The sequence below is a fragment of the Deinococcus sp. QL22 genome, from assembly GCF_023370075.1.
Taxonomy (GTDB): Bacteria; Deinococcota; Deinococci; order Deinococcales; family Deinococcaceae; genus Deinococcus.
In genome coordinates this window covers 525,710-548,046 of the sequence record NZ_CP097149.1, presented here as the reverse complement: position 1 = coordinate 548,046, position 22,337 = coordinate 525,710, and the positions used below count along the sequence as shown (strand labels likewise).

Genomic DNA, 22,337 nt, shown 5'->3' with positions numbered 1-22,337 from the left:
GCACAGTCCTTGACCTTCTTAGACCAAGCCCCAGAAACCGTCCCCTAAAGCCCGATCAGCGCTCCCAGCACCGCCGCACCGACCACTACCAACGCCGAATTCAGTCGGGTGCGGCGTAAAATGACAAAGGCCAAAGCCGCCAACCCCGCCGCCGCCCACGAATGAATGCTGGTCTGGCCCAGCACCAGCACGCCCGCCAGCATCACGCCGCCGCCAAAGGGCAGCAGGGCGTCCCGGAAGGTCAGGCTCCAGGGGTGGGCGCTGTGCCGTTTCCAGAGGAGGGCCGCCGCCGCGCTGAGTACCGCTGTGGGGCCATAAAAACCCACCGTCGCCGCCGCCGCGCCCCAGCCCCCGGCGATCACCAGGCCATAATGCGTGACCGCCAGGAGGTTCGGCCCCGGCATCAGCTGACCCAGTGCAAAGCCGTTGGCAAAGGTGCGGGCGTCTATCCAGCCCCGCTGTCCCACCAGCAGACGCTCCATTTCGGCCAAGTTGGTGCCGCCAAATCCAGTCAGGCCCAGGCGCACGAAGGTCAGAAAAAGATCGAGCAGCAGATCAGCAGTAGGCATCAGCTGCTCTGTGCCCGCCGGGGACGGTGCGCCACCAGGCCCGCGCCGACCAGCACCACCAGTACAGGTAGCAGATCCAGCCGCAGCACGCCCAGCGCCACAAACGTCAGCACCGTGACCGCCGCGCCGATGGGAAGCCGCCCCGCTTTCAGGTTCCAGCCCACGCGCACGATGGGGCCGACCATGGCCAGCATGACGGCCAAAGCGGCACAGGCTGCGCCGCGCAGGGCACTTTGCAGCGCGGGCGGCAGGCCACCGGGCAGCCCCAGCAGCAGCACGGTCACGGCAGTCATGGCGATCAGCCCCGGCGTCAACACCCCCAAGGTACTGGCGAGTGCGCCCCGTTTGCCGCCCAGACGTGCCCCCACCATCGCCGCCAGATTCACACCGTTCGGCCCCGGCGTCAGTTGCGCCAGCGTAAAGGCTTCGGCAAATTCGGCGTCGTTCAGCCAGCCCCGGTTCAGTACGGCGCGGCGCGTGTGGCCTGGAATTCCGCCCCCGATGCCTGCCAGCGCCACGCCCACAAAAGCGCGGGTCAGATTCAGCGGCGTGGCTGGTAGGGGTGGGGTCAGCCGGGGCTGGGGTGGGTCATCCTCCAGTTGTGGGGGTGTGGGCAGCGTGACAGGCATGCCCGCAGCCTACCCCTGTGGGGCCTGCCAACAGGCCAAAAACAGCGTGACCGTGCGGGGAACACGGGCGTACACAATGCACAAAATTCATCTGGGTGCCGTCTTTAAAGTCGGCCCCGCCATTTCGCCTATTTGTAAGTCTCGGCGCAGGTTTATGCTGGGAAGCAACATGAACAGAACTTGCGATAGGTTGCAGACGTATTCGGCCCGGTTCCGGGTGATCGGGAATCAGAGCAGGCCCGGATGACCTCCCCGCCGCCCAGCGTGGCCGTGCAGGTACGCGACCTGCGCAAGAGTTACACCGTCCACGAAAAAGACCCCGGTCTGATGGGCAGCGTCCGGTCATTCTTCAACCGCAAATCGCATGAGGTAGAGGCGGTGAAGGGCGTGTCCTTCGACCTTGCGCCGGGTGAGGTGGTGGGATTTTTGGGGCCGAACGGGGCGGGGAAGACCACCACACTGAAGATGCTGTCGGGCCTGCTGCACCCCACGGGCGGCACGGCGCGGGTGGCAGGCTACGAGCCACGCAAGCGCGAGAACCCGTTCCTGAAGCAAATTACGCTGGTCATGGGCCAGAAACAACAATTGATCTGGGACTTGCCTGCCCTCGATTCCTTCCTCGTGAATCAGGCGATCTACGAAATTCCCGACGCGCAGTACCACGCCACCATGCGCGAATTTACCGAGGTGCTGGGGCTGGAAGGCATCCTGAAAAAGCAGGTGCGCAAGCTGAGTTTGGGCGAGCGGATGAAGTGTGAACTGGCCGCCGCACTGCTGCACCGCCCCAAGGTGTTGTTTCTGGATGAACCCACCATTGGGCTGGACGTGAATATGCAGGAAAGTGTGCGGGCCTTTGTGCGCGATTACAACCAAAGGTTCGAGGCCACCGTGATCCTGACCAGTCATTACATGGCCGACGTGACCGCGCTGGCCCGCCGAATCCTGGTGATAGACGCGGGCCAGTTGATCTTTGACGGCGACCTCGCAAGTCTGGCCGAGCAGAGCAGCGGCGGCAAAACGGTGCGCCTGCAACTGCGTCAGCCGATTTCGCTGGCCGAATTGTCGCGCTACGGCTTTGACGCCAAAGTAGACGGCCTCAGCGCCGAACTGAGCGTGCCCCGCTCGGAAGTCAGCGCCCGCGCCGCCCGCCTGCTGGCCGACCTGGACGTGGCGGATTTGACGGTAGAAGACCAGCCGATTGAAGCGGTAATGGCGGAGTTATTTGGGGCTGGGAAGGAAAAGGCGGTGGCCGAGAGTGCGGGTTAGAGCGAGTGTAGAAGGTAGATCGTGGATCGTGGGTTGGCGCTGTTGTTTTTCCCACGATCCACGATCCACAATCCATAGCCCGTGCCGGGAGCGCTCATGACCCCCTTCCTCCGCAAGTTCCGCATTCTCTTTTCCACCCAGTTTGCCCTGATGACCGAATATCGGGCCGAAATCGTGATCTGGATGCTGTCGGGCACGCTCTCCCTGATCATGATGCTGGTCTGGATGGGGCAGGCTGCCGCCGCGCCGGGAGGCCAGATTCGGGGCTTTTCGGCGTCCGATTTCGCGTCGTACTTTTTGGCCACCTGGTTTGTCGGGCAACTGTTGGTGGTCTGGGTGGCCTGGGAACTGGATTTCGAGGTCAGGCAGGGTACGCTGTCGCCCAAGCTGCTGCGCCCGATGGATCCGATGTGGGGCCACTACAGCGGGCACGTGGCCGAAAAAATCGTGCGCTTTCCGATCATGCTGGTGCTGGTAGGCCTGTTCGCGTGGCTGGCCGGGGCGCGATTCAGCACCGATTGGCGCGTGTACGCCGCCGTCCTGGGTCTGGTCATTCTGGGATTTACGGTGCGTTTCTTGTGGGAATACTCGTTGGGCCTACTGGCCTTCTGGACAGAATCGAGCACCAGTTTTCAGGAAGTGGTGTGGCTGGTGTACGCCGCGCTGGGTGGCCTGTTTGCGCCGCTGGCCTTCTATCCGCAGTGGGTGCAGGACATTGCCGTCTGGACACCGTTTCCCTACATGCTGGGCCTGCCCGCCAGCCTGATCGCCGGAAAAGCCACGCTGGAACAGGCCGGACAGGGCGCGTTGGTGCTGCTGGGCTGGCTGGCCGTGTTCGTGCTGGTCAGGGTGTGGGTGTGGCGTCTGGGCCTGAAGAAATACGGGGCGGTAGGGGCGTGAAAGGACTGTGGTTGGATCGTGGGTTTAGGCCGTTGGTGTCGCGTTGTTCCCACTTCCTACTGACCACCCACCACTCACGGCGCAAAGGGTGCAGATGACCCGTTACCTCCGCCTCATCCGTATTTTTACTGGGGCCACCATTTCAGCTCAGTTGGAGTACCGGGCCAACTTTTTAGGGGCGGTTCTGGCCAGCCTCGGAGAAGTGGGCGTGGCCCTGCTGGGGATCGCCGTGCTGTTTGGGCAGCCCGGAACCGTCAGCGTGGGCGGGTACTCGTTTCATCAGGCCTTGTTGGTGGTTGGTTTTTTTATGCTCACCGAAGGCTTTATCAGCGTATTCGTGCAGCCCAACATGAGCAAAATTGCCGAGGCCGTTCGCACCGGCAGCATGGATTTCACGTTGCTCAAGCCCATTGACGCGCAGTTCAACGTGTCCACGCGCAACCTGAACGTGCTACGCGTCACCGACATCCTGATCGGCCTGGGCCTGATCTTCTATGCCGCCTCGTTTCTCACGGTCACGCTGGGGGGCGTGCTGGCCGCCGGCGTCCTGTACCTGTCAGCGCTGGTGATCGTGTACTGCATCTGGCTGGCGCTCAGCACCACCGCTTTCTGGTTCGTCAAAACCCAGAACATGTCCGAATTGTTCAACGGCGTGTTCGGCGCGGGCCGTTTTCCGGTCACGGCGTTCCCTGTTCCCGTGCGGGCTTTCCTGACTTTTGTCGTGCCTATCGCCTTTATTACCACTGTGCCTGCCCAGGCTCTTACGGGCGGATTGTCGCCTCTGCTGGCGCTGGCCTCGCCTCTGGTGGCCGCCGTGCTGTTTGTCGGCAGCCGCCTGTTTTGGAAGAAGGCGGTGGGCAGTTACACGAGCGCGAGTAGCTGAGGGGTGATGCGGAAAGCAATTGCCCTGACCTTCCTCAGACCCTGGACTCTTAGACTCAGCCCCTTCCTGCCCCCTGCACCCGCTCCCACACCTCTTCCAACGTCCCCGCATCCCCAGCCCAATACAACTCGGTCACATGCGCCGTGTCTCCGTCAAAGCGCACGCCAGCCTTCTCCTGAAACTCGGCCCATGTCCAGCCCCACGCGCCGTGCAGGTCTATCAGCCCGCGCAATTCTTCGGCGTGGGCAATGGCGCGGCTGCCTGTCACCACGCGGTGTTGGGCAAACGACATGAAGGTTTCATAGCCCTGGTCATAGTCGGTTCTGGAATCGCTCACACTGCGACGGCTCCTACTCGCACGCCACACCATCCCCGTCGCCGTCCATCGCGGCGCGGTAGCCGGGTTGCCCACGCCGAATCGGGGCGACTCCGGCAGCGCGGGCGGCGGCGCAACTGGCAAAAAACACGCTGTTGGCGGCGGCTTCGGCCTCTGCTGCTTCCTCTTCTTCATCGCTGTCTGGGCAGCCCTTCAGCGGCAGGGTGTAGCGGTTGGCGGCGGCCCGGTTCACGCGGTAGCCCAGATCCTCCAGCGCCCCCAGCGTCAGCGGGCTGACCGGATTCACGCGGCCCGTGTAGTCTCCGGCGTCGCCCGACAGGATTTCGGAGCAGACCGCCCTGCCCGCCCAGTGGCCCCCGTCGGCGTCCAGCGGAATGCCAGTGCCCGCGCCGACCTTGCCGCCCAAATTCTGGTACGCAGCCAAAGCTTTGGCCCCCGTGTAGTAATACTTCCCGCTCACTTTTTTGATCAGATTTTTATCGTCCGAATCGCCGCTGATAGACACCCGGTAATCGGCTTCCCAGAGCGTTCCTACGCCGAGCGCGTGCAGCATTTCGTGAATCATGGTGTCCAGCAAATCCACTCTCGGCAGGTCGCCCAGCACATTGGCATTCAGGTCGATGACGCCGTAGATCGGCAGATAGGAGTCGTCTTGCAGCTCGCAGGGCGCGGCCTCGGCGTATTTGTCCTCGCCCAGATCGGTCACGCGCACGAACACGAAAAACCGCTGCACTTTTTCACGAATCCGGGGCAGGTTGGAATCGCAAGAATTGGCGGGCAAATCCAGCGTTACTGATACGAATGGAGAGGCGATCAGGGCCGATACCCGCGCCGCCGCCTCGCGCACGGTGGCCTGCTGCGAGGCGTTCAGCGCCTTGCCCAGATAGCGCACGTCTACGGTAAAGGGGGCGGTCTGTGCGCTGGTTGCTGGCGCACACAGGAGGGTTGCTCCGAGGCACAGCAAGCGGAACCAAGAGGGTCGTTTCACGTTGACTTGAGATTAAAACATTTACCTATTCAAAGTTCTGTCAGAGCCATTTCTTTACGTGGCTGTGTGGAGGTCGCGCCACTTTGCCGCGCATAGTCTCGGCGCACCATCGCCGTGCCCCGCTGCATGCCCAAGCGCTCGTAAAAGGGAATCAGGTTGTCGTCGCAGCACAGGTCTACGGCGTACAGGTGGGCCAGTTGACCGAATAGGGTGTCCATCAGGCGCGACGCTGGGCCTTGCCGGCGCCCCATTCCGGTACGAGCCAGAGAGCATCCGGTACAGCATTTCGGGCGAGTGAGGCTGGTGCCAGCCCTCAAAAAGGCCGCCCAATTGTGCGGGTGTCAGGCCTTCTGGCGAGGTAACGATCTGGGGCGACATGGCCTTTATTCTGGCTTGCCCCCCAAGCTTAAGCATCTGCCTGCTGGCCTAAGCCGCGCCAGCGCCCTAGATTTGGCGCATGACTGCCGCCGCGCCCCTGCTGTTTCAACCCTTCAAACTGGCTGGCCTCACGCTGCCCAACCGCGCCGTCGTGTCTCCGATGTGCATGTATTCCTCGCAAAATGGCCTGGCCAACGAGTTTCATCTGGTGCATCTGGGCCAGTTCGCGCTGGCCGGCGCGGGCCTGATTTTTACCGAAGCTGCCGCCGTATCACCCGAAGGCCGCATCAGTCCCGAAGATCTGGGCTTGTGGGCCGATAACCAGATCGTGCCGCTGGGCCGCGTGACCGATTTTGTGCACGCGCAGGGCGGGCGAATTGGCATTCAGTTGGCGCACGCGGGGCGCAAAGCCAGCACCTACGCGCCCTGGCGCGGGCGCGGGGCCGTGCTGCCGGAACAGGGCGGCTGGACAGTGGTCGGGCCGGACGATCAGCCGTTCAGCGACACGTTTCCTGTGCCCAGTGCCATGACCGAGGCCGATATTCACCGCGTGACTGCCGATTTTGTGGCAGCCACCCAGCGGGCCGTGATGGCCGGATTCGATGCCGTAGAGGTTCACGCCGCGCACGGCTACCTGCTGCATCAATTCCTGTCGCCACTGGCAAACTCGCGCACCGACAGTTACGGCGGCAGCTTCGAAAACCGCACCCGGTTCCTCCTCGAAGTGGTGCGTGGTGTGCGGGCGGTGTGGCCCATGCATCTGCCCCTGTTCGTGCGAATCAGCGCCACCGATTGGGCAGAAGGCGGCTGGGACACGGCCCAGAGCGCCGCATTGGCAAGTTTGCTGGACAAAGAGGGCGTGGACGCGATGGACATCAGCAGCGGCGGCCTGACCACCGCGCAGCAGATCCCCGTCGGCCCCGCCTTCCAAACACCGATGGCCGCGCAGATCAAGCAGGCCGTGCCCGATTTGGCCGTGATGACGGTGGGCCTGATCGATACGCCCGAACTGGCCGAACGGATTTTGCAAGCTGGAGAGGCCGACCTGATCGCGCTGGCCCGCCCATTCCTGCGCGATCCACATTGGGTACAAACGGCGGCGACGGCACTGGGCACGGTGCCTCAACAGGCGAATCAGTATGCGCGGAGTGGGCGCTGATGGCGCTGCGTCTAAGGGTCTAGGGTTTAAGGTGCTGGGGCGGTGGGGTTTGGAACAGGGCAGGGCGTCAGAGAAAACACGCCCAGCACACCATTTGCCGTTCTAAGACTTTTAAACGCCGTTCGCCCCCCGAACCCTAACTCCCCTCCACCATCCGCCCATCCAGCAGATGCAGCGTGCGGTCAGCGCGGGCCGCGAGGCGTTCGTCGTGCGTGACCAGCAGCACTCCCGCCTGATTTTCCCGCGCCAGATCGATCAGCAGGGCGGCTACCATGTCGGCGTTGACGCGGTCAAGGCTGCCTGTGGGTTCGTCGGCCAGTACCACCGCAGGGCGTGAAGCCAGAGCGCGGGCTACCGCTACACGTTGCCGTTCGCCGCCGCTGAGTACGCCGGGCAGGGCTTTTTCGCGTCCGGCCAGTCCGACCCTGGCCAGCAGTTCGCGGGCGCGTTCGGTGCCGTCTTGGCCCGACAGCAACGCCGGAACGCGCACGTTGTCCAGCACGTTCAGGTCTTCCAGCAAATAATGGTGCTGAAACACCAGTCCGACCCGTCCTGCACGGCGTGTGGCGCGGGCCTGCGTGTCCAGCGTGTCGGCGCGTTCGCCTGCCCACCACACTTCGCCCTCTTGCGGCACATCCAGCCCGCCCAGCAGATGCAGCAATGTGCTTTTGCCGCTGCCGCTCGGCCCGGTCACGGCCACCACTTCGCCCGCCGCCACACTCAAAGAGACGCCGTGCAGCACAGTCAGTTCTCCGAAGCTGTGCCGCACATTCACGGCAGCGAGGGCAGCGGCCTGACGGGTGGGGACGGAAGCGGCGGGCTCGGGCAAGGTCACGCGGCGCATGGTAGCTCATGGGGGAGCCGCCGAACACAGTTACTTTCTACTGAAACAGGCCAAAGTTTGTTGATCATTGTGAAGTATTCAACTCAAATCAGCCGCTTTCCTTAGGCTGACACTTGTCACGCTAGACTGCCCCCGATGTCTCGTTTGGAAGTTTTGCAGCGTTCGCCCCTGTTTCAGAATGTGCCCGAAGAAGCTATGCGGGACGCCCTCAAAATTTTGACCCCACGCGCCTACCGAACCGGCGAAGTGGTGCTGTCACAAGACGTATCCGGCGACGCGCTGCACCTGATTACGGGCGGCGCGGTGCGGGTCAGCCGGGTCAGCCTCGGCCACCGCGAGCGCGTCATGGGCGACATCTACGCCCCCGGTCTGGTGGGCGAAACCTCGGTGTTGTCGCATCAGCAGCGCAGCGCCACCGTCACGGCCCTTACCGATGTCACCACGTTGATGCTGTACCGCGAGCATTTCGAGGTATTGCTGAACCGCCATCCCACAGTGTTGTGGAATCTGGCGGCCATGCTGGTGCAGCGCGTGACCAACCTCAACGATGAACTGATCGCCTTTGGCCTGAACACCGAAGCGGCGCTGGCCCACGTGTTTACCACGCAGTATCAGCAGCGCCTCGCGGCGGGGGTGCCTGAACCGGCAACGTTGCCGCTGGGCACGCAGGACATCATGCAGCGCATCAGTGCCAGCCGCGAAACGGTAGCCCGCGTCATGAAAAAACTGGAAGCGCAGGGCCTGCTGGCAATCACGCCCCGCACGGTACGTCTGCTGGATGTGGAAGGGCTGGGAGCCGTGCCGCTCGATGATGGAGACGGGGAGTAGGGGAGAAGACTCAATCGGAGCGGAGCGAGTAAGAACAAATACGGGCGACGCGATATGGAGCCGCAAGCGGTGCTGCCAAGGTTGTGGCGGAATGGAGCGGAGTCCGTATCACCCTTCCTTGCGCAGCAAAATACTCTTCAGATACAGGCTCTCCGGCACGCTCAGCAGGTGGGGATGGTCGGCGGGCTGGTAGGTGATGGCGGTCACTTCGGCGTCGCAGCCTGCCTCGCCGCTGGCCACCCGCGCCGCGTCCAGCAGGTCGTCTACCCGGATGTAGTGGGCACACGTGCTGATCAGCAGATGCCCGCCAGGGGTCAGCATTCGCAGGGCGCGGGCGGCTCCATCAGTAAAAATCCGCTTGGCACGGGGTACGTCGTCCTTGCGCTTGGCGAGGGTGGGCGGGTCGAGCACGGCGGCGCTGAAGGTACGTTTTTCCTTCTCCAGCCCAGTCAATTGCTCTATCGCGTCGCCCCAACGCACGCCCACGCGCACTTCGTTCAGGCCAGCTTCTCGCTCCAGTACGGCCAACGCCACATTGTCCTTGTCGATTGCTACGGTTTTGGCTCCGGCCCGCGCCGCGTGCAGAGAGAAGCCGCCCGTGTAGCTGTACACGTCCAAAAAGTGTTCGCCGGGCTTCACGAGGCCGCGCATCATGCGGCGGTTGTCGCGCTGATCCAGAAAAAACCCGGTCTTCTGGGCGTCCATCGGCGCAAAGTGCAGGTTCAGATCGTCCTCGAAAAAGGTCACGCGCTCCGGCACATCGCCCCATAGGATGCTGGTTTGCAGCCCCAGCCCTTCGCGGCGGCGCTCGCCCGTGTCACTGCGCTCAAAAGCACTGGCCGCGCCCGTTTCTTCGCGCAGGGCACGCAGGATCAGGTCGCGGTGACGCTCCACGCCCGCGTTCCGCAGTTGCACACTCAGCACGCTGCCAAACTGGTCGGCAATAATGCCCGGCATACCGTCGGCCTCGGCGTGCAGCACACGCATGGCGTCGGTGTTCAGGATTCTTCCGGCCCGCCGTGCCAGCGCCGCACGGATTCGGGCGCGGTAAAACTTCAGGTCAATCTCTTCTTTTTGCCACGTCAGCATTCGCAGCGGCGTCGCGCCGTCGGGGTTAAAGTAGCCGCGCCCCAAGAACGGCCCACCGGGGTCGCGCACATCCACCACTTCACCGGGAGCAATGCCCGCGTCGGCGGCGGCAATATCGCCGGAATGCCCAAACGGATAGCGCCCCGCGATGCGCCGAACCGCGCCGGGGCTGAGGGTCACAGACAGACTCTTCTTCATAGGGGCAGGCTAGCAGGCAAGAGCGGGTAGAGTTGACCGCATGACCTCAAGCGCAACGAGCCTGACTGGAACCTCATTTGACCTCTCAGGCCGCGTGGTGGCCGTTACAGGCGCAAGCAAAGGCATCGGCTGGGCACTGGTGCAGGCGTTGGCGGCGGCGGGCGCAACCGTGATCGGCGGGGCGCGGGATGTGACGGGCCTGGAACTGCCGGGCGCAATCTTCTTGCCGCTGGACGTGACCGACGAAACCAGCGTGAGCGCTTTTGCCGAAGCTGCTACACAAGCGGGCGTGGATTCGTTGGTCAACAATGCGGGCGTCGGCTCATTTTTGCCCGTACAGGACATCACTCCTGCCGAATACCACCGCGTAATGGACACCAACGTTCTGGGCACGCTCCTGGTCACACGGGCGCTGATCGGTCAGTTTCAGGCCCGGCACGCGGGGGGCTGACGTCCAGCCTCGTGAACATCACCAGCGACGTGTCGGGCCGCACCTTTGCCAATGGGGCGCTATATACGGCCAGCAAATATGCCCAGCGGGCCATCACGCAGGCGTTGGCGCACGAGGGCCACGGCTACGGCCTGCGCGTCACCGAGATTCGCCCCGGCAGGGTAGACACCTATTTCGGTGGCAGCGTGCAGGGCGAGGCCCACAAAGCCGCCTGGCTGCGCCCCGCAGATGTCGCGCAGGCCACGCTATACGCCCTGAGCGCCCCCGCTCACGCCCGCATAGACGAAATCTTGCTGCATCCCACCGTGCAGGATGTGGCGTTCTAGAGTTTCCTGATTCAAAAAGAGTTGTCCGGCATAAAAAATTCGCTGTCGCACGGGCAGAGCAGGGGCGCAGAATACAGCTCTTATGAAGACAGTCACCATGAAACAGACCTTGCTTGCTGCCGCTGCCTTAGCTTCGCTGGCGTTCACGTCCTGCGGCGTCATTCCCACGCCCGCCGTGCCCATTCCAGACGCCGAAGTTAGCCTGCCGCCCAGCAGCGCGGTAGCAGGCCGGGTCATCTACATGAAAACCGATGTGTTAGGCGGCGTGAGTCTGCCCGGTGTGCTGCAACAGGTCAGTATCACGGGCATGGCGACCTATACCAGCGGCGGCGGCAACCTCAGCGGCGCAAACGTCTTTATTCGCAGCACCGTCGACCCTCTGCCCGCCGGGTGCGCCACCACCAACCTCGCCCCGGTCATCCTGTGCGACCCGGCCGGAGAAGTGGCCCGCCAGATCGGAACCGTGAACCTGACCTCCGGCACGGCCATGGCCTTCACCCTGCGTGGCCCAGAGCTGGACGCGGCGGCCAAAGCAGGTCACGGCTACATCGGTGTATTGATCACGGGCGGCAGCACCGTCCTGACCGACAAGCTCAAGCTGACAGGGATGGAAGCGCGGGCCAAGTTTTAAGAGAGGAAGCGGAGATCAGCGGGGCGACGAGGCACAGTTTCAGGACTCGCCGCCCCTGTTTTGATCCTTCTACGCTTTAGGCCAGTTGCAACTGCGCGTTTCCAGTTCCTTCAGCACGTCTGCCGCGTGGTTGGCCGGGTTCACGGTGCGCCAGTGGCGGGCCAGAGTGCCGTCTGGGGCAATCAGAAACGTTTCGCGGGCGGCCATGCCCAGCAACCCGCCAAGGCCGCCAATCACGCCGTATGCCTTAGACAGCGTGCGTTCACCGTCTGGAATCAGCGGATACGACAGGCCGCAGGAGTCGCGGAACTTGGCCTGCCGCGCTTCGGTATCCAGACTTACGCCGATCAGTTGGGCGTTCAGGGCATTGAAGTCGTCCACTTTGGCCTCGAACCGCCGCGCCTCGATGCTGCATCCGGGCGACCCGGCACGCGGATAGAAGAAGAGAATCACCCACTTGCCGCGCATCTCTGACAGGCGCAGGGTGCGTCCATCGTCGCTGCGGGCCGAAAATTCGGGGGCCATCTTGGCCGGTGGAGTCATGGAGGGCGAGATGGTGGTCATGCGCCGATTGTACGGGGCCGACTAGAATCGAACGGTGTTGCCGCTGACCTCTGTGCTCTTTCCCTATGCCGCCCAGACCGTTGTCGTGGGCGTGTCGGGCGGCGCAGACAGTGTGGCGCTGCTGCTGGCGCTGCGGTTGGCGGGGGCGCGGGTGGTGGCGGCCCACCTTGACCATGCCCTGCGTTCCGATTCTGCCGACGATGCCCGCTGGGTACAGGAGTTATGCGCCGGGCTGGGTGTGCCCTGCGAAGTGGCGCGGGTGGATGTGGGCGCAGTGGCCGCCCGCCGGGGCTGGAATGGGGAAGATGCGGCCCGGCGCGTGCGCTACGATTTCCTGTCCAGAGCTGCTAAGAAAGTTGGAGCCTCGGCCATTCTGACGGCCCACACCCGGCGCGATCAGGCCGAAACGGTGCTCATGGCCCTGCTGCGCGGAGAGGCCGTGCTACACGGCATTCCCGCTGTGCGGGGGCGGGTGCATCGACCCTGGCTGGGGGTGTCGCGGGCCGACATAGAGGCTTTTTTGGTGGCCCACAATCAGGGCTGGCGAGAAGACCCCAGCAACGCCGACCCGTCTTTTACGCGGGCGTGGCTGCGGCTGGAGGTGATGCCCGTGCTGGCGGCCCGCTTTCCGGGCATAGAAATGGCGCTGGCCCGCATTGCCCGCCTGAGTGCCGAAGACGACGCAGCCCTGTCCGAGTTGGCCGCCCGCATCACGGCTCACGCGCCGCTGGCTGCCCAACTGCCCGCCGTGCTGCGCCGCTGGGTGCGGCAGGAATTGGTGGGCGCGGGCCACAGCTTTCACGCCGATCAGATTGGGGCATTGACGGCGGCCCTGCGCCAGTCGGCCACCTTGCACCTGACGTTGCCGGGAGCGCGGCAGGTCACGGCCACCGGAGGCAAGCTGTACACCGCGCCGCAAAAATGGCCCCCGCCCGATTTCCCCCTTCCAGACGGCTGGATTCTGCGTACCCGGAAGCCCGCTGACCGAATCCGCCTGCCTGCCGGAACCCGCAAGCTCAGCGACGTATTCACCGATGCCAAGGTGCCGCGTGAAAGCCGGGACACCGTGCCTGTGCTGGTTTCTGCCGCTGGCGTGCAGTGGGCAGGAGTGCGCCCGCCCGTGTGGGCCGAGGGTGCCCGCGCTCAGGCTGGCGTGCCGGAAGACGTGCATCACCGAGCTATGGGCGAGGCTTTGGCACTGGCCCACGCCGCCGCCGAGGCCGGAGAGGTTCCGGTGGGCGCGGTGGTGCTACACGGCGGCGCGGTGGTGGGCCGGGGCCGCAACACTTCCCGGCAGGAGGGCGATATGACCCGGCACGCGGAATTGGCTGCTCTCAGGGAAGCCGCCGCCACGCTGGGCACGCCGTACCTCACCGAATGCACGTTGGTGGTCACGCTGGAACCCTGCCCGATGTGTCTGGGCGCGGCGCTGGAAGCGCGAATTGGCGGCATCGTGTACGGCGCGGCCAACCCTAAAGCGGGGGCGCTGGGCGGCGTGCTGGACGTTTTGGCGGCTCACTGGGGCCATACGCCCACCGTACTGGGCGGCGTGCGGGCGACAGAGGCGACGCGGCTGCTGAAAGAGGCGTTCCGGCAGGTTCGGCAAGCCAAAACCGCGTTCCAAACAACTGGCCCCCAAACACCCGAACGCGACCCCGCCTGAAGGGTCGCTGCTTGGCCTGCGTTGGGTTGGGTTGATTTCCCCGAACCTACACCGGGTTGGACTCTGCCTCCTCTAGCTCCCGCATCCGCCGCCGCAGCCACCCCCGCCGCCGTCGCCCCCACCAGAATCGCAACTGTCGCCGCCCGTGTCCGAACTGGTGCTGCCGCCAGAGCCGCCATCACTGTTGCGGTCCTTGCGCGGCGTCGGAGCGCTGTTCCCGGCCAGCGCTATTCCAACCATCACCAGCACGGCTAGGGCGATCAGCACGGCAAAACTGCTCCAGGCAAAGGTGGCCCAGGCGATCAGGGAGGCGGCCAGCGGAATCAGCCAGCGGGTTGGAAACTCGCGTTTGGGGGCGCTCTTGCAGTTCGGATCGGGCCACAGGTCGGCGGGCGGCTGACTTCCGAAGGTTTCGGCGTACAGATTCAGCGTGGACAGGTACTGGTTGGCGTAATGCGCGGCGTCGCCGGGTTGCCCGCTGGCTGGTTCGTGGTGCAGGGGCGCGGGCAGCAGCGGGGTGAGGCGTTCCCAGTAGTCCCGGGTAAAGGTCAGGTGCAGGTGCCAGACCTCGTCTATTAGCTTGGACGGCGTGACTGGAACCCCGCCCGTAGCGGCCAGCACCAGAAAGCGGCGGTATTCCTCCAGCGCCCGCAGCGTCAGCGCAGGCGTCCAGCGGTGTTCGACTTGTAGGCGGTCTATCAGCGCGGTAGGAAAGGTGTAGTTCAGGAGTGCAGAGGTGAGCGGGCTGGAATGGGTGTCTGAAGTTGTGCTTGGGCTGACCGTTCCGTGACGACCAAGGGTAGGCAAAGTGTGCATCCGCTGTCTCCTTATGAACGCTCTGAGAGGTGTGGGGGACGGTGTTTCTTCCTGCTTTGAGCCTGCGCCTGTGCCGTCAGCCATCTGTCACGCAACAGTCAAGGCAGGCCAGAGCCTCGGCTTCACTGCACCCGTTCCGGGTTTGCTACACTTCATAGGTTGCGAGGCGAACTGGGAATGAATCCAGTGCGCCTCGCTGTGTGTTGGTGAGTAATGATTGTGTGGAATGGAATCTGAGACGGGGGCAAGGGCTTTGGCTTCAGTTGGAAGTACTTCTTAAGCCCTCAGACCCTATACCCTTAGACGCCCTTGCCACGTCCCACTTCTTATACCCTCAGTTCTGTGCGTCCGGGTCAGGCATACTCGCCGTCACCGCTGCGTCTACGCCGTCCTCGAAGCGCTTGAAGTTCTCGCGGAACATGCGGGCCAGTTTGCGGGCCACCACGTCGTAAGCGGCTGCATCGGCCCAGGCGTGGCGGGGGTTCAGCACGCCGTCCGGTACGCCGGGAACCTGTGCGGGAATCTCCAGGCCAAAGTGGGGTTCGCGCTCAAAGGTCACGCCGTCCAGCCCGCCCGATAGCGCCGCGTTCAGCATGGCCCGCGTGTGGCGGATGCTCATGCGTTTGCCTTGGCCGTACATGCCGCCTGTCCAGCCCGTGTTCACCAGCCACACCCGCGCACCGCTGATCTGCACTTTTTGCGCGAGCAGGCGGGCATATTCGCCGGGATGCCGGGGCATAAAGGGCGCGCCAAAGCAGGTGCTGAAGGTGGGCTGCGGCTCGGTGATTCCGTCTTCGGTGCCGGGAATCTTGGCCGTGAAGCCGCTCAGGAAGAAGTACATGGTCTGTTCGGGCGTCAGGCGGCTGATGGGGGGCAGCACGCCGTAAGCGTCGGCGGTCAGGAACACGATATTGCGCGGATGCCCAGCGCGGCCCGCCTCCACGATGTTGCCGATCTGATGAATCGGGTAGGCGCTGCGGGTGTTCTCGGTCAGCGATCCGTCGTTCAGGTCGGGCGTGCCGTCACTGCCCAGCACCACGTTTTCCAGCACCGTGCCAAAAGTGTGTGTAGTGCGGTAAATGTCTGGCTCGGCTTCGGCGTTCAGGCCGATGACTTTGGCGTAGCATCCGCCCTCGAAGTTGAATACGCCGTCGTCTGTCCAGCCGTGTTCGTCGTCACCGATCAGGGCGCGGGCGGGGTCGGCGCTGAGGGTGGTCTTGCCCGTGCCGCTCAGCCCGAAAAACAGGGCTACATCGCCTTCCGGCCCCACGTTGGCCGAGCAGTGCATGGGCATCACGCCACGCTCTGGCAACAGGAAATTCAGCACGCCGAAAATGGCTTTCTTGTTCTCGCCCGCGTATTCGGTGCCGCCGATCAGTACCATCTTGCGGCTAAAGTTGACCAGAATGAACGTGTCGCTGCGAACGCCGTCCTGTACGGGATCGGCACGGAATCCGGGCAGATTCAGCACTGTCCAGTCGGGCGTAAAGTCGGCCAATTCCTCTAAACTGGGCCGCACGAACATATTGCGTACAAACAGCGAGTGGTACGCCATTTCCTGCACAAAGCGCACGCCGAGGCGGTGGGCCGGGTCGGTGCCTGCAAACAGGTGTTGCACGAAAAGTTCTTTGGTCTTGGATTCTTTGCCGCCCGCGTTGGCGTAGGCCGTCATCTTGTCCAGCAAGCGGTCAAACACCACCGGGCTGATCGGCGTGTTGAATCCGCCCCACCACACGGCGTCCCGCGTCAGGTCGTCTTCCACAATAAAGCGGTCTTTGGGGCTGCGGCCCGTTTTATTGGTACGCACCGCCAAAGGGCCGCCCGCCGCGATTCGGCCTTCGCCGCGCCGCAGGGCTGCCTCGTACAGTTCGGTGACGCCGGATTGAAGGTGAAGCGTAGCGGTATGGATGCCCAAATCGTTTAGGACGGTGCTTGGTGCGTCTGGCAACCCCGTCGCCTCTTGGCGTGCGCTAGTCAGGCTCATAAGTCCTCCCTTTAGGATCAATAAGTGTGAACGGTTATCCCCCGATTGTGGCCTGTGAAGCGGTTCCAGACCAACATTAGTGTAGTCACCGCAGCAGGGACAACAACTTTGATGTGTACGCAAATGCATGATGCATAACGCTGCAAACGAGGGCTGGAGCTTCGGCTTGAATAGAGAAAGGGCCACCCAGCTTTCGCGTGAATGGCCCTTCACCGTCCTGGGTTTCTATCTGCTAAAAATTACTGGCCCAGTTGTAGCGGTGTACCGTTGGTGTCCAGCACGCGCACCTGGCTGTAGCTTCCGCTGAGGCGCACCAACGTCCACGGGCTGGTGATGGCCTGCGTGGTAATCGAGCCTGCGCCGGGGGCATTGACCGCCACCGTCAGGGTCAGCACGCCGTTCTGGGCGCTGGCATTGGTCACGCGCACGCTGTACCCGCCTGTGTTGCGCTGGCCGAGAAAAATGCCCACAGCAGTCTCGCCTGCATTGAGGCGCGGCGCAGCGGGAATCCCGGTCTGGCGACCATAGGCGGTGGCATAGATGGTGCCGAGGGCAGTTTGGGAGGTAGCAATCCGTACGGCTCCGGTAGTGATGCTGGCGTTGGTGCCGCTGGCAACTTCCACGAAGCCGACGCGCCCGGCAGAGGTGCCCGACCCACTTCCCGGTGTGGTGGTGACCGTTCCCGTCGTTCCTGCGGCGAGGCTGCTGACTGTTCGCACGCCCGGCAGCACATACAGCGCGGTTCTCAGGTTTTCTTGGGGGGCGGGTTCGACGGTCAGGGCAGCGTCGGGCACGCTCTGTTCATTCAGAACAGCAACGGCCAGTGGCCCCTGCCCCAGTAGCGCCTGCCCCAGCGCCGCGCCTTCTTCATTGGTCAGTACGCCCGCACCCGCCAGCCCGTTCACGCTGACTCCGGTGGCGACGCCGTTGGTGGTGCTCAGCTTTTGCCAGCGCGTGCCATCGGTAAAGTAGACGGCACTCAGGGCCGCGCCGCCTTCGGGCCGCACACTGTACAGGCCTGCCGTGTCGCGGGTCACGTTCAGTTTTACGGAGCCGGACGTGCTGGGCAGGCGGTAGGTGGCCTTGCCGTTCACACTCAGGGTTCCGGCCAATGCCAGAGGGTCTTGACCGACCTGGGGCTGCAACGTCACCGCCGTGCCGCCCAGTTTTAGATTGCTCTGGGTGCTGCTGCCCAGCGTGCCGTACACCCACACGATGCGCTCCTGTGTGCCGCCGTACAGCGTGGCCTCGTGAACCCGCACATTGCCTGCACCCGTCATGCTGCACCCCGCGAGTAGACCTGCACTGAGCGCTAACAGACTACCCAGAACGAATTTAGAAGACTTCATGTGGGCAGCTTAGGCGGGCTGTCTGATGACCGACTGAACTGGCCTTGAGCAAATGCACACGCAGGGCGGGCGGGGGCGGTGTGGTTGGGGGCTGCATTGGGGGCTGAGTTTGCTGGGGCTTGATCTAAGGGTCTAAAGAAGGGCAATCGCTTTGCTCACTCCCCTCTGCTCCGCAGCTCTGCACGTCCCACAGGGGGCGAGGTCTAAAACCAAGAGCAGGAAGCTTGGGCCTTTCGCTCCCTCACCCTTGGCTTGCACAGCTCCGCAGCAGAGGGGGTGAATGAGCGTCAGCGATTGCCCTTGACCTGCCCTTAGACCCTCAGACCCTAGATCCTTAGACCCCGCCCCAGTCAAACTCAGCTCCCTGCTCCCTCAGCGGCTCAGCAACTCCCGCGCATGCGTCAGCGCCGCGTCCGACGTGTTGCCGCTCATCATGCGGGCAATTTCTTCCAGCCGTTCCTGGGGGTTCAGCAGGCGCACCCGGCTCACCGTCCGGCCTCCCTCCACATGTTTTTCCACCTTGTAATGCTGATCGGCGCGGGCGGCAATCTGCGCGAGGTGAGTGACCACCAACACCTGCCGCGAGGCGGCCAGCCCCGACAGTTGCGCCGCCACTGCCAACGCCGCCGAACCGCCGATGCCAGCGTCTACCTCGTCAAAAATCACGGTGGGTGTATCGGCTCCCAAGACCGTACTGATCGCCAGCATCACCCGCGACAACTCGCCGCCCGACGCGACATCGGCCAGGGGCGCGAGGTCTTCGCCGGGGTTGGCCGTGAAGTACAGCAGCACGTCGCTGATGCCGCTCAGCGCGGGCGTAGGCAGCGGCGACAGCCGGAATTCGAGGCGGGCGTGCGGCATTCCCAGTTCCCGAATAACCGCCAGCAGCGAGGCCGATAAGGGGCCAGCGGTGCGGGTGCGGGCGGCGTCCAGCGCCTTGCCTGCAGCCAAAGCTGCGGTTTTCAGGGCGTTCACATCGGCTTCCAGCGTTCCGGCGTCGTGTTCGTCGCGTTCCAGCGCGGCCAGTTCTGCATTCACCGATTCCTGAAACGCCAGCACGTCTTCCAGCGTCGGCCCGTATTTGGCCCGCAGTTTGCCTAGTGCCGACAGCCTCGCCTCTACGCGGGCCAGTTCCTCGGGGTCGGGGGCGCTGTCTTCGGCGGTGCCGCGCAGCTCGCCCACGATGGCCTGCACCGCGTCCAAGGCTTCACGCAGGTCACGCTGCAACCCGGCACTGGTTTCATCGTATTTGGCTCCGGCATTCAGCGCCCGCACGGCTTCGGCCATCAGCCCGGTCACGCTGATTTCTCCATCCGACAGCAGTTCCAGCGCCCCCGCCGCCCCCTGCGCGATGGTGTCCAGGTTTGCCAGCCGGGTCAGGTCGGTACTCAGCGGCTCTTCCTCGCCGGGTTGAGGAGCTATTTCGGCAATCTCGCGGGCCTGAAAGGTCAGCAAGTCCAGTTGCCGCGCCCGCTCACGCTCTCCGGTTCGCAGGGCCTCCAGCCGCGCCGCCGCTTCCTGCCACGCCCGGTAAGCCGCCCGGTACGCGCCCGATTCCGCCGCCACCTGCCGGTCTAGCAGGTCGCGCTGGTTGGCAGGGGTGAGCAGACTGACCGCGCTGTGCTGCCAGTGAATTGTGAGGTGGGTAGTCGCCCATTCCTGCAATTCGCGCACGCTGACCACCTCACCGTCCAACCGCGCCGTGCCGCGTCCCTGTGTGGTCACGCGGCGGCTGGCGCTGAATTCATCCGACGCCCCTTCCCAGAAGCCCGTGACCAGCAGCGCGTCTTCTCCGGTGCGAATCAGATCGGTGTTGGCCCGCGCTCCCAGCAGCAGCCCCAGCGCGTCCACGATGATGCTTTTGCCCGCGCCCGTTTCGCCCGTAAACGCCGAGAATCCGCCGCGAAGTTCCAGCGTCAGGGCCGGAATAGTCGCCAGATTCCGCACTTCCAGCCGCGCCAGCCTGCCAGTTGAAGGGGAGCTGCCCAGAGAAGAACTGGGCTGGGGCGCTGTTTGGGACACGGCGGGGGGGTGGGGGGTGCGGGCCTTGCGGGTCACGCCCCGGAGTTTAGAGCTTTCGCGGGTGGGGGCATGGAGAGCGGGGCTGCGTTTGAGGTTGGGCCAGGGCACAGGTCAAGGAAGCTCAGTCCTCAGCGCCCGCCCGACACGTCCAGGATGGCCCCGGTGGTATACGACGCTTCATCTGACAGCAGCCAGAGAATGGCCCGCGCCACTTCCTCCGGTTCCCCGCCCCTGCCCAGCGGCACGCCCGCAGACAGCCGCGCCACACGACCCGCCTCGCCTCCGCTGGCGTGCATTTCGGTGGTGATCAGGCCAGGGCGCACGCCGTTCACGCGGATGCCCTCGCCCGCGACCTCGTGCGCCAGCCCAACGGTCAGGGTGTCTATGGCCCCTTTGGACGCCGCGTAGTCCACGTATTCGCCCGCCGAACCCAGTACCGCCGCCCGCGACGACACATTCACAATGGCTCCCCCCTGCCCGCCGCGCCGTGTGGACATGCAGCGCACGGCTTCGCGGGCGCACAGGAAACTGCCGATCACGTTGGTTTCAAAAATACGTCTCAGGCGGGCGGCGTCCAGATGTTCCACGCGGGTCTGCTGCTCCAGAATGCCCGCGTTGTTCACCAAGGCGGTCAGCGGGCCCAACTGCTGCGCCACTTCCCGGAACATCCGTTCCACATCGCTTTCGCTACTCACATCGGCCTGAATCGCTACGGCTTGGCCCCCACTCCTTTCTACGGCCAACACGGTTTGTTGGGCAGCGGCGGCGTCTTGCCTGTAGTTCACGGCCACCGCGTGGCCCCTTTGGGCAGCCAGCAGCGCCGTTGCCGCGCCGATGCCCCGACTTCCCCCGGTAATCAGCAGGACTGGATTCATGAGGCCAATCTAGGCGAATGGCTCCCGTTTGGGCACTGCCTCTGCATCCAGTCTGCCCCAGCTTTTCCAACCCCATCCTGCCGAACATGAACCTTGCGTTACATTCCCCCCATCCTGAACAGAGGGAATCAGGCCAGAATGACCGCATTGTTTGCTCTGCATTACGACTTTGGCGGAGCAGGCGTGATAAGGAGAACCATGAACAACGACATGAACGGCGGCGTGAGTAAGCGCAGCCTGCTGCTGCTGGGCGGCCTCGCGGCCCTGAGCCTGAACCCCGACCTTCGCCGCAAGTTGGTTCTGGGTACCCGTGACGCGCTGGGCACGGCGCAGGGTACGTTGGACGGCACCATCAAACCCGCACTCGCTGGCGCGGCGGTACAGGCTGGGCACGCGGGGCACGTGGCCCAAGTTGCGGCGCAATCTGCCGTACACACCGCCATGAACACTGCCACCCATACCCTGGAAGCCCTGCGCGAAGAAGTACCGCCCCGCGCTCAGGCCCTGCTGGGCAGCGCACAGGAGGCGGCGGGCGTGTTGGCTGCCGGAGCCGCCGCCAAAGCTGTACAGTTGCGCCACGATGCAGGCGAGGCTGCACAGGTGGCCCGTGAGGAAGCAGGCAAGCGCCTGACCACGCTTTCGGGTGAAGTGTTGGAGGCAACTGCTGACCGCCGCGAAGCCGCGTCCAAAGCGTTGACTGCCGCCCAGGCCACAGGCAAAACTGTGGGCAGCGCCCTGATTGCCGATGTGAGCCACCGCGTTTATGGTCTGCTGGGCGACGCGCAAGACACCGTAGAAGGCCGCCGTCACGCCGCCGAAAAAGCCTTGGCCCGCGCCCGCAAAGACGCCGAGAAAGAACTGCGTGCCGCCCGCAGCGAGTGGAAGCCTGCCAAGCTGGAAAAAGCCGTCGCCAAGCGGGTTGCGCCCCTACACAAGCAGGCCGAGCGCGAGTTGGCCCAGTTTGAGAAGGAACTGCACAAGAAGACCAAACAGGCGGCGCGTGGTGGCCGTCAGATCGAGGGCAAGATGAAGAAGGAAGTAGCTGTGAAAATGGTGAAAATGAAGGCAGCCAAAGCTAAAGCAGAGACAGAAACCGAGCGCAGCAGTAGCAGCGGCGTCATCGGCCTCGTGTTGTTGGCGACTGGCGCAATCGTGCTGGCCCGGATTCCGGTGGCGCGTCAGGGCATCCTGAACGCTGTGGAGTCCATCAATCCCGGCGCAGCCCAGAGCCTCAAGAATGCAGGCCGCAGCGCCCGCAACCTGATCGGCACGATGTGGCTGGAGCGCATGGAAGAAGAACCCAAGCCCGCCACGCCGCCCGCCGCCACTGCGCCTGCACCGACCACAGTTGCTGCCAATGTCGCGCCAGCAGCCGGAGCCGCCCCCAATACGCAGGCGGCCACCACCGGAGCCACCTGGGGCGGAGCCATTGCCCCCGATTCTCCCGCCGCAGGCAACGCAAGCAATACCACTAAGCCCAGCGGCACGGACGCCAGCAAGACCAACTAAAGGGCATGGGCTTTGGGCGCAAGCTCTGAGTCATAAAAAAGTAGGGGAGAGGCCGCCGCGTGCGTGCCTTTCCCCTTTT

Annotated in this window: 23 protein-coding genes; 10 read left to right on the top strand and 13 right to left on the bottom strand. The window is 64.1% G+C overall.

Features of this window, described 5'->3' with window-relative positions:
- Positions 1-44: 44 nt before the first annotated feature.
- Both M1R55_RS02630 and M1R55_RS02625 read right to left on the bottom strand, forming a co-directional pair.
- A complete protein-coding gene (locus tag M1R55_RS02630) occupies positions 45-569 on the bottom strand; it encodes a chromate transporter (protein WP_249393204.1) in 525 nt (174 codons plus the stop codon).
- Positions 569-1,198, bottom strand: a complete 630-nt coding sequence (locus tag M1R55_RS02625) for a chromate transporter (RefSeq protein ID WP_249393203.1) — start codon at positions 1,196-1,198, stop codon at positions 569-571. The genes M1R55_RS02630 and M1R55_RS02625 overlap by 1 nt, the downstream gene beginning before the upstream one ends.
- Before the next feature lie 243 nt (positions 1,199-1,441).
- Between M1R55_RS02625 and M1R55_RS02620 the strand changes: the two genes are divergently transcribed.
- The 3 genes from M1R55_RS02620 (at position 1,442) to M1R55_RS02610 (ending at position 4,247) form a co-directional block, all read left to right on the top strand.
- On the top strand, positions 1,442-2,464 hold the full coding sequence (locus M1R55_RS02620; protein WP_249393202.1) for an ATP-binding cassette domain-containing protein: 1,023 nt from the start codon (positions 1,442-1,444) through the stop codon (positions 2,462-2,464).
- 96 nt (positions 2,465-2,560) lie between these two features.
- Complete coding sequence (locus tag M1R55_RS02615; protein ID WP_249393201.1) at positions 2,561-3,364, top strand: ABC-2 family transporter protein; 804 nt, start codon at positions 2,561-2,563, stop codon at positions 3,362-3,364.
- A gap of 94 nt (positions 3,365-3,458) precedes the next feature.
- On the top strand, positions 3,459-4,247 hold the full coding sequence (locus M1R55_RS02610; protein WP_249393200.1) for an ABC transporter permease: 789 nt from the start codon (positions 3,459-3,461) through the stop codon (positions 4,245-4,247).
- A gap of 55 nt (positions 4,248-4,302) precedes the next feature.
- Here the strand turns inward: M1R55_RS02610 and M1R55_RS02605 are convergent, their stop codons facing one another.
- Genes M1R55_RS02605 through M1R55_RS02595 form a run of 3 tightly spaced genes read right to left on the bottom strand, consistent with a single transcriptional unit; the run spans position 4,303 to position 5,790 of the window.
- Entirely contained in the window at positions 4,303-4,584 is a 282-nt protein-coding gene (locus M1R55_RS02605) for a hypothetical protein (RefSeq protein ID WP_249393199.1), read from the bottom strand.
- A gap of 13 nt (positions 4,585-4,597) precedes the next feature.
- Positions 4,598-5,572: an excalibur calcium-binding domain-containing protein gene (locus tag M1R55_RS02600; RefSeq protein WP_249393198.1), complete on the bottom strand. Its 975-nt coding sequence runs from the start codon at positions 5,570-5,572 to the stop codon at positions 4,598-4,600.
- A gap of 29 nt (positions 5,573-5,601) precedes the next feature.
- Positions 5,602-5,790 carry a hypothetical protein gene (locus M1R55_RS02595; RefSeq protein WP_249393197.1) on the bottom strand — a complete coding sequence of 63 codons (189 nt, stop codon included), beginning with the start codon at positions 5,788-5,790 and terminating at the stop codon, positions 5,602-5,604.
- Between the two features lie 239 nt (positions 5,791-6,029).
- On the opposite strand from M1R55_RS02595, the gene M1R55_RS02590 reads away from it, so the two are divergent.
- Positions 6,030-7,109, top strand: a complete 1,080-nt coding sequence (locus M1R55_RS02590; protein ID WP_249393196.1) for an NADH:flavin oxidoreductase/NADH oxidase — start codon at positions 6,030-6,032, stop codon at positions 7,107-7,109.
- Positions 7,110-7,245: 136 nt separating this feature from the next.
- Here M1R55_RS02590 and M1R55_RS02585 read toward each other — a convergent pair whose 3' ends face one another.
- The gene (locus M1R55_RS02585; RefSeq protein ID WP_249393195.1) at positions 7,246-7,953 is read right to left on the bottom strand and encodes an ABC transporter ATP-binding protein; all 708 of its coding nucleotides are present in this window, start codon (positions 7,951-7,953) and stop codon (positions 7,246-7,248) included.
- Between the two features lie 135 nt (positions 7,954-8,088).
- Here M1R55_RS02585 and M1R55_RS02580 point away from each other — a divergent pair, with 135 nt between their 5' ends.
- The gene (locus tag M1R55_RS02580; RefSeq protein ID WP_249393194.1) at positions 8,089-8,781 is read left to right on the top strand and encodes a Crp/Fnr family transcriptional regulator; all 693 of its coding nucleotides are present in this window, start codon (positions 8,089-8,091) and stop codon (positions 8,779-8,781) included.
- Positions 8,782-8,889: 108 nt separating this feature from the next.
- On the opposite strand, the gene M1R55_RS02575 is transcribed toward M1R55_RS02580, so the two are convergent.
- Positions 8,890-10,068 (bottom strand): class I SAM-dependent rRNA methyltransferase, encoded by a 1,179-nt coding sequence (locus tag M1R55_RS02575; protein ID WP_249393193.1) that lies wholly within the window; start codon positions 10,066-10,068, stop codon positions 8,890-8,892.
- A gap of 40 nt (positions 10,069-10,108) precedes the next feature.
- On the opposite strand from M1R55_RS02575, the gene M1R55_RS31720 reads away from it, so the two are divergent.
- The 3 genes from M1R55_RS31720 (at position 10,109) to M1R55_RS02565 (ending at position 11,476) form a co-directional block, all read left to right on the top strand.
- Complete coding sequence (locus M1R55_RS31720; protein ID WP_256566008.1) at positions 10,109-10,519, top strand: SDR family oxidoreductase; 411 nt, start codon at positions 10,109-10,111, stop codon at positions 10,517-10,519.
- An 11-nt stretch (positions 10,520-10,530) separates the two neighbouring features.
- Positions 10,531-10,845, top strand: coding sequence for an SDR family oxidoreductase (locus M1R55_RS31715; RefSeq protein ID WP_256566007.1), 315 nt, complete (start codon positions 10,531-10,533; stop codon positions 10,843-10,845).
- A gap of 82 nt (positions 10,846-10,927) precedes the next feature.
- On the top strand, positions 10,928-11,476 hold the full coding sequence (locus M1R55_RS02565) for a hypothetical protein (RefSeq protein WP_249393192.1): 549 nt from the start codon (positions 10,928-10,930) through the stop codon (positions 11,474-11,476).
- Between the two features lie 69 nt (positions 11,477-11,545).
- Here the strand turns inward: M1R55_RS02565 and M1R55_RS02560 are convergent, their stop codons facing one another.
- Positions 11,546-12,040 (bottom strand): peroxiredoxin, encoded by a 495-nt coding sequence (locus M1R55_RS02560; protein ID WP_249393191.1) that lies wholly within the window; start codon positions 12,038-12,040, stop codon positions 11,546-11,548.
- Between the two features lie 34 nt (positions 12,041-12,074).
- On the opposite strand from M1R55_RS02560, the gene tilS reads away from it, so the two are divergent.
- Positions 12,075-13,703, top strand: coding sequence for a tRNA lysidine(34) synthetase TilS (gene tilS / locus M1R55_RS02555; protein WP_249393190.1), 1,629 nt, complete (start codon positions 12,075-12,077; stop codon positions 13,701-13,703).
- A 72-nt stretch (positions 13,704-13,775) separates the two neighbouring features.
- Here tilS and M1R55_RS02550 read toward each other — a convergent pair whose 3' ends face one another.
- The 5 genes from M1R55_RS02550 to M1R55_RS02530 form a co-directional block, all read right to left on the bottom strand.
- On the bottom strand, positions 13,776-14,519 hold the full coding sequence (locus M1R55_RS02550; protein WP_249393189.1) for a hypothetical protein: 744 nt from the start codon (positions 14,517-14,519) through the stop codon (positions 13,776-13,778).
- A gap of 334 nt (positions 14,520-14,853) precedes the next feature.
- Complete coding sequence (gene pckA / locus M1R55_RS02545; protein ID WP_249393188.1) at positions 14,854-16,503, bottom strand: phosphoenolpyruvate carboxykinase (ATP); 1,650 nt, start codon at positions 16,501-16,503, stop codon at positions 14,854-14,856.
- Positions 16,504-16,742: 239 nt separating this feature from the next.
- Positions 16,743-17,852: a protease complex subunit PrcB family protein gene (locus tag M1R55_RS02540; protein WP_249393187.1), complete on the bottom strand. Its 1,110-nt coding sequence runs from the start codon at positions 17,850-17,852 to the stop codon at positions 16,743-16,745.
- A 372-nt stretch (positions 17,853-18,224) separates the two neighbouring features.
- Positions 18,225-19,874 (bottom strand): DNA repair protein RecN, encoded by a 1,650-nt coding sequence (gene recN / locus M1R55_RS02535; RefSeq protein WP_249394104.1) that lies wholly within the window; start codon positions 19,872-19,874, stop codon positions 18,225-18,227.
- Positions 19,875-20,002: 128 nt separating this feature from the next.
- Positions 20,003-20,749: an SDR family oxidoreductase gene (locus M1R55_RS02530; RefSeq protein WP_249393186.1), complete on the bottom strand. Its 747-nt coding sequence runs from the start codon at positions 20,747-20,749 to the stop codon at positions 20,003-20,005.
- Positions 20,750-20,887: 138 nt separating this feature from the next.
- Here M1R55_RS02530 and M1R55_RS02525 point away from each other — a divergent pair, with 138 nt between their 5' ends.
- Positions 20,888-22,258: a hypothetical protein gene (locus tag M1R55_RS02525; protein WP_249393185.1), complete on the top strand. Its 1,371-nt coding sequence runs from the start codon at positions 20,888-20,890 to the stop codon at positions 22,256-22,258.
- Positions 22,259-22,337 lie beyond the last annotated feature (79 nt).

Coding starts and splice junctions, on each gene's coding strand:
- M1R55_RS02630 (WP_249393204.1), bottom strand. CDS start 569: ATGCCTACTGCTGATCTGCTGCTCGATCTTTTTCTGACCTTCGTGCGC.
- M1R55_RS02625 (WP_249393203.1), bottom strand. CDS start 1,198: ATGCCTGTCACGCTGCCCACACCCCCACAACTGGAGGATGACCCACCC.
- M1R55_RS02620 (WP_249393202.1), top strand. CDS start 1,442: ATGACCTCCCCGCCGCCCAGCGTGGCCGTGCAGGTACGCGACCTGCGC.
- M1R55_RS02615 (WP_249393201.1), top strand. CDS start 2,561: ATGACCCCCTTCCTCCGCAAGTTCCGCATTCTCTTTTCCACCCAGTTT.
- M1R55_RS02610 (WP_249393200.1), top strand. CDS start 3,459: ATGACCCGTTACCTCCGCCTCATCCGTATTTTTACTGGGGCCACCATT.
- M1R55_RS02595 (WP_249393197.1), bottom strand. CDS start 5,790: ATGGACACCCTATTCGGTCAACTGGCCCACCTGTACGCCGTAGACCTG.
- M1R55_RS02590 (WP_249393196.1), top strand. CDS start 6,030: ATGACTGCCGCCGCGCCCCTGCTGTTTCAACCCTTCAAACTGGCTGGC.
- M1R55_RS02585 (WP_249393195.1), bottom strand. CDS start 7,953: ATGCGCCGCGTGACCTTGCCCGAGCCCGCCGCTTCCGTCCCCACCCGT.
- M1R55_RS02580 (WP_249393194.1), top strand. CDS start 8,089: ATGTCTCGTTTGGAAGTTTTGCAGCGTTCGCCCCTGTTTCAGAATGTG.
- M1R55_RS02575 (WP_249393193.1), bottom strand. CDS start 10,068: ATGAAGAAGAGTCTGTCTGTGACCCTCAGCCCCGGCGCGGTTCGGCGC.
- M1R55_RS31720 (WP_256566008.1), top strand. CDS start 10,109: ATGACCTCAAGCGCAACGAGCCTGACTGGAACCTCATTTGACCTCTCA.
- M1R55_RS02565 (WP_249393192.1), top strand. CDS start 10,928: ATGAAGACAGTCACCATGAAACAGACCTTGCTTGCTGCCGCTGCCTTA.
- M1R55_RS02560 (WP_249393191.1), bottom strand. CDS start 12,040: ATGACCACCATCTCGCCCTCCATGACTCCACCGGCCAAGATGGCCCCC.
- M1R55_RS02550 (WP_249393189.1), bottom strand. CDS start 14,519: ATGCACACTTTGCCTACCCTTGGTCGTCACGGAACGGTCAGCCCAAGC.
- pckA (WP_249393188.1), bottom strand. CDS start 16,503: ATGAGCCTGACTAGCGCACGCCAAGAGGCGACGGGGTTGCCAGACGCA.
- M1R55_RS02540 (WP_249393187.1), bottom strand. CDS start 17,852: ATGAAGTCTTCTAAATTCGTTCTGGGTAGTCTGTTAGCGCTCAGTGCA.
- M1R55_RS02530 (WP_249393186.1), bottom strand. CDS start 20,749: ATGAATCCAGTCCTGCTGATTACCGGGGGAAGTCGGGGCATCGGCGCG.
- M1R55_RS02525 (WP_249393185.1), top strand. CDS start 20,888: ATGACCGCATTGTTTGCTCTGCATTACGACTTTGGCGGAGCAGGCGTG.